This window comes from Brasilonema octagenarum UFV-OR1, from assembly GCF_963888615.1.
Classification (GTDB): domain Bacteria; phylum Cyanobacteriota; class Cyanobacteriia; order Cyanobacteriales; family Nostocaceae; genus Brasilonema; species Brasilonema sennae.
In genome coordinates, this window is sequence record NZ_CAWPKW010000199.1 from 1 (window position 1) to 5591 (window position 5591).

The following is a 5591-nucleotide window of genomic DNA, read 5'->3' on the forward strand; positions in this document are numbered from 1 at the left end:
TATCAGGTAGGAAACGGACTCGTCCACCCCTTGTTCACTGTTCACTGTTCACTGTTCACTGATTTGGTCAAGATACTCTACCAACAAATAACCTTTTTTACTTGTTACTCAGCACTTCCCTTTCGTATGCGGAACCCGGGACTTGAACCCGGAAGCCTTTCGGCACTAGAACCTGAATCTAGCGCGTCTGCCAATTCCGCCAGTTCCGCAAATTTTATTGTTGATTAACAGTTTTTCATTGTCACTCAATTGTTTAGATCTGTCAAGTCCTAATTTCTTAGATCAGGGGTTTATTGATTTTTAGGTAATTTTTGTTACTATTATCTAGTTTTCGGAAAAGATTGTATGATAAGTTGTTGATTCTTTATCTGCTGTCAAAAAAACATAAATGAAATTTATCAATTTCAGTTGAAAAGTGTAGACAATCAAAAACTATCGTGTAGAATCGAAACCAACTTCAAACTTATAAAATCAACAGTTTTTTTGGAGGGTAAGTTTATTATTCCTTCTGGCGGCTTACCAGATGCCAAATCTTCCTCGACAGCAGACTCCTCAGTCCTGCAAATATGGGGTGGGCATCCTTTGCAAGGTCATGTAAAAATTAGCGGAGCCAAAAATTCAGCACTGGTGATCATGGCTGGAGCGTTGCTCTGTTCAGGCGAGTGTCGGCTTCGTAACGTGCCGTTATTGGCAGACGTAACACGGATAGGTGAGGTTTTATCAGCTTTAGGCGTTGGCTTGAAGCAAACAGGAGACATTTTAGAAGTTGATGCCAGAGAAATCAAAACATCAAAGGCTCCCTATGAACTGGTGACACAGTTGAGAGCAAGTTTCTTTGCTATTGGTCCGATGCTAGCACGACTGGGAGTCGCGCAAATGCCTTTACCGGGGGGCTGTGCTATTGGCACAAGACCTGTGGATCTGCATGTTCGAGGACTGCAAGCAATGGGAGCGGAAGTACAGATTGAGCATGGCATTTGTAATGCCTATGTTCCTGGTACTAGTCGCCGATTGAAGGGAGCAAAGATATATTTGGATATTGCCAGCGTGGGAGCAACAGAAACTCTGATGATGGCGGCGACTCTTGCAGATGGGGAAACCATTATCGAAAATGCTGCACGCGAGCCAGAGGTCGTTGATTTGGCAAACTTCTGTATTGCAATGGGAGCAAAGATATACGGAGCAGGAACCAGTAAAATTACGATTGTTGGTGTTCCACAGTTACATTCAACTGAATATACGATTATTCCTGATCGCATTGAAGCAGGAACGTTTTTGGTGGCCGCAGCAATCACTCGTTCAGAGCTTACCCTCTCGCCTGTGATACCAGAACATTTGACACCAATCATTACCAAGCTGCAAGATATTGGAGTGCGCATTATTGAGGAAGGACCTAACTGTTTACGTACTCTGAGGGCAGAAACGCTGAGGGCAACTGATATTGAAACTTTGCCCCATCCAGGTTTTCCTACAGATATGCAAGCGCCATTTATGGCTTTGCTGGCACTGGCAGAAGGTGACAGCCTGATTAATGAATCTGTGTTTGAGAATCGTTTGCGCCATGCCTCAGAGTTAAATCGCTTAGGGGCAGATATTCGTATTAAAGGCAACGTTGCCTTTGTTCGAGGAGTGCCGATGTTATCAGGTGCACCCGTACTAGGAACAGATTTGCGAGCATCAGCAGCGTTAGTTTTGGCGGGACTTGCAGCAGAAGGAAAAACCATAGTTCAGGGACTACAACACTTAGATCGGGGCTACGATAGACTTGATGCAAAGTTGGAGCAATTAGGAGCAAGAATCCAGCGGGTGCCAGTAGCAAACGTAAATGCGGAAGTTGCTTCTACCCCCATTGAGCCTCAAGCGCAAATCTCTATTTAGATACAAAAAACCACAAAAGCGACAGGACAAGGAAGAAATTCTTCCTTGTTCCTTTTGCTATGGCTATACTGTTTGTGTGGGGCTATTCAAAAAACCAGTCCTATATTTATTTAATTCCCTTATTTGCCCAGCAAGATTCCGCCATGTTAACGCCAAAGACTCAACTGATTGGTCTCAAAGCAGATTCATTTCGTCATCCGCTAGATCTAGACGCAACCAAAGCACTGAAGCAGATACCTGGTTTGGATATGATGGTGCGGAATCTTTTGGGTCCATTGGCGGAGCAGGTTTTTTATGTAGAAAATATCGCTTCTAGTGTTCTAGTCGGCGAAAAACAACTGCCCCATCTTCATAAGTCGCTGTTAGAAGCCTGCAAGATACTGGATATCGAACCTCCCCAGCTTTATATTAGGCAGCATCCAGCACCAAATGCATACACTTTTGCTATGCGGGGAAAACAGCCTTTTGTTGTGCTGCACACCTCGCTGATCGATATGCTCGAACAAGAAGAAATTCAGGCTGTGATTGCTCATGAATTGGGACACCTTAAGTGTGACCACAGTGTTTACCTAACTCCAGTCAATATATTGATATTAGCTGCGACAGTGGTGCCTAATGTTGGAGCATTTCTTGCTCAAGCAATACAGGCGCAACTTTTGGAATGGGTACGGTGTGCTGAGTTTACGTGCGATCGCGCAGCATTGCTGGCAACCCAAAACCCGAAAGTTGTCATGTCGGTGTTGATGAAACTTGCTGGTGGTTCGCCGACGATCGCACCACAACTTAACCTTGATGCTTTTATTGCCCAAGCTCGTGCTTATGATGATATTAGTAAGACCGAGATAGGTGAGATGGTCAAGGCTGCCCGCACAGCTCAGTTAACTCACCCAGTACCCGTTCTGCGTGCCAGAGAAATTGACCGTTGGGCAAGTAGCCAAGATTATCAAAAGTTGTTGCAAAATCAAAAAATAGAGTATAATAGTGAAGTTGCACCCAAGGGCGGGTGGCGAAACTGGTAGACGCACCACACTCAAAATGTGGCGGCCTTGCGGTCATAGGAGTTCGATTCTCCTCCTGCCCACTTTAAATCAGTGAACAGTTATCAGTTATCAGTTATCACTGTTCACTGCGTAGGTAGCTGTTCCCTGTTCCCTGTAGAATAGCCTAGTAAAGGCTACCTTCTTAGGCTGCGAGGGTCTAAAGCATCTCTTAGCCCATCACCCAGCAAGTTAAAAGCCAACACTGTGAGAATAATCAATGTAGCTGCGGGCCAGATTAGCCAAGGTTGCAGTACTAAAATTGAGGCGTTAGTTGCAAGAGATAACATATTACCCCATGAGGGGTCTGGTTGTTGAATTCCTAACCCGATCAAACTGAGTACTGCTTCTGCCCCAATAAAGCCAGGAACAGAAAGTGTCGCGGAAATAATGATATAAGTGGCGGTTTGCGGCAATACGTGACGCACGATAATGTAAAGTGGATTGGCACCCATTGCTTTGGCTGCTTGGACGTATTCTCTCTCTTTAATAGAGAGGACTTGTCCGCGAATAACTCGTGCTAATCCAGCCCAGCTAATAAACGAAGTAATCACGACAATCAGCAAAAAGCGTTCGGTACTGGATAACCCAGGCGGTAGTACCGCACCCAAGGTTACCAAAAGATAAATACTGGGGAAAATCATGAGCACTTCGCTCAACCGCATAATAACAGTGTCAAGCCAGCCACCGAAATAGCCAGAAATTCCCCCAATCAACATCCCTAAAGGAAAGGTTAGGGCAACCCCAATAATACCGATAAACAGACTTATACGACCACCATACAGCAGGCGACTGAGTTGATCTCGACCTTGGTCATCTGTACCTAAAACGTTAAACTTTGCCTCACCGACAGCACCAAACAAATGTATATTTAGCCGAATACCACCAAATATTTCTGTCTCCTCCCACTTTGGGGGTAAAGGTAAATTCAACTGAAACAGACGATACTCAGGCCCAGTGACAAATAGTCTTAGGGGACAAGGCTTTTTATAGTTTACGATGATTTGGCGATCGCCCGTTTCTAAATTTGTGTCTCCCTGGGTTGTTGGATAAATGTGAGGTCCAATAAACTGCCCTGATTGTTTAGAAACCCAGTAAACACGCGTTGGTGGTAGTAGAGAACCATTTGGTTGTGAGGTGTAAGCGTTGTAAGGGGCGACAAAATCAGCCAAAATGACTGCTATATAAAAAACCAACAGTAAAGTTGCCCCAAACCTTGCTAAAGGATTTTTGTTTAGTCGATGCCACCAATTCATAGCAATTACCAGTTATGACTCATAAATGATGAATTATAAATTATCAATCATCAATAGTGAAAGCTTTTTCGTTGTGAAAATTTATAATTATCAATTCTTAAGCAGGGAGTTTTTCAATCAGGTACAAAGGCTCTTCTTGAAGTTTTTCGTGTTCTATAACAAATACATTTGAGTAGAGATTAGCAATAATTTGCTTTCCTTGCTGTGTGAGGGAGAGGTAGCGCAATGCATCCTTGATATAAGGATATACGACATTCCAGTAGAACTTGGCATAGTTCTTGCGTAAATCAGCAGGATTTTGATAACCCAACACCTGATTCATTCCAATCTCTTCAAACTCATAAAATAAAGAGGTAATTTTTTTTAAATAACGTGGATCGCTCAGTTGTCCAATCAAATCTGCAGCACGCACTAAACCTGCAAAATCATTTGTATCTTGGTGGTCATCTACACTTGGTACTGGAAACCGAGTCAATTCAATATTGCTCTTAATGACTTCTGAATCTATCAATTTGTGACCGCCAAAACGCTCATCAATAAAAAGCTTTCCCCGATCAACATGATAAGGTGTCAAACTCGCATCAGAAGCTCCAGAACGAAGAAAAATCATTTTTCCATCTTTACCTGTTGCGTACAAACCTTCCTCCTCTCGATCTTGTCGGCAAACTCCTTTAACATAACCAATATCATGACAGACCAAAGATATAATAAAATGCAACCAGTCTTCATTAGAAACACCTCCTTCACGGATATGTTTGCCGCGCAAAATTTCTTGTCCAACCAAAGTAACTAGGATAGAATGTTCTACGTTATGATAAAGGGCGTCACTGTTAGCAATATTTTCCAACGCCATATTACCTGCCCAGCCTATAATATCTTGATAATCATTTTTCAGGCAGCCGTAGGTGCGACGGTAGCCTTCACGAATTTGAGCGACAAACACATCAATCAAGATTTCAGTGGCATTAAACATATTGGTGACTCTGTTATATACCAAATTATGTATTATTTGTTTATCTCAAATTTGGATAATTTGATGACCGTCGGAGTACTCAAAAAAAGGCAAATAACTTTTTCTAACTGTTTATAGTTTAAGCATATCTGCTACCAGCGCGTGTGTGCGGGTTATAGGAAATCTTTACGAATTGAGCAAAACATCAACCGTGCCTTCGTAGTTATACATAGCTTCAAAAGACTACGGAAGTGGTGATACAGGTTTGTCTTGATCACCTCCCATCACCTCATGAGCGCAACTTCTTAAGGGAAAAACCGGAACTAAACCTGAAGCTGGCGCATGCTCAGAGATTCTGTCCAGCAGACTTAACGCGCAACCCTTGACTCAGATCTTGCACCATAATGTTCTTGCGCCAAGAAATAAATTTCTTGGCTCAAAGTCCAAGTCCGTTAAAACGGACTCTTG

The 5591-nt window shown here is 43.0% G+C and carries 4 protein-coding genes and 2 tRNA genes; 3 read left to right on the plus strand and 3 right to left on the minus strand.

The genetic code is table 11. The features are described from left to right. Positions 1 to 127: 127 nt before the first annotated feature. Positions 128 to 209: transfer RNA gene (locus tag AC5590_RS14635), tRNA-Leu, on the minus strand. Between the two features lie 274 nt (positions 210 to 483). Between AC5590_RS14635 and murA the strand changes: the two genes are divergently transcribed. The 3 genes from murA to AC5590_RS14650 all read left to right on the plus strand — a co-directional run bounded on the left by murA (position 484) and on the right by AC5590_RS14650 (position 2959). Beyond that, entirely contained in the window at positions 484 to 1878 is a 1395-nt protein-coding gene (gene murA, locus AC5590_RS14640; RefSeq protein WP_169268825.1) for a UDP-N-acetylglucosamine 1-carboxyvinyltransferase, read from the plus strand. Positions 1879 to 2021: 143 nt separating this feature from the next. Next, the gene (locus tag AC5590_RS14645) at positions 2022 to 2897 is read left to right on the plus strand and encodes a M48 family metallopeptidase (RefSeq protein WP_169268826.1); all 876 of its coding nucleotides are present in this window, start codon (positions 2022 to 2024) and stop codon (positions 2895 to 2897) included. Continuing rightward, a tRNA-Leu gene (locus tag AC5590_RS14650) sits at positions 2876 to 2959 on the plus strand. Before AC5590_RS14645 ends, AC5590_RS14650 begins: the two co-directional genes overlap by 22 nt. Positions 2960 to 3052: 93 nt before the next feature. Here AC5590_RS14650 and AC5590_RS14655 read toward each other — a convergent pair. Both AC5590_RS14655 and AC5590_RS14660 read right to left on the minus strand, forming a co-directional pair. Further along, on the minus strand, positions 3053 to 4171 hold the full coding sequence (locus AC5590_RS14655; protein ID WP_169268827.1) for an ABC transporter permease: 1119 nt from the start codon (positions 4169 to 4171) through the stop codon (positions 3053 to 3055). 97 nt (positions 4172 to 4268) lie between these two features. After that, entirely contained in the window at positions 4269 to 5144 is an 876-nt protein-coding gene (locus tag AC5590_RS14660) for an Npun_R2479 family HD domain-containing metalloprotein (RefSeq protein WP_169268828.1), read from the minus strand. Positions 5145 to 5591 lie beyond the last annotated feature (447 nt).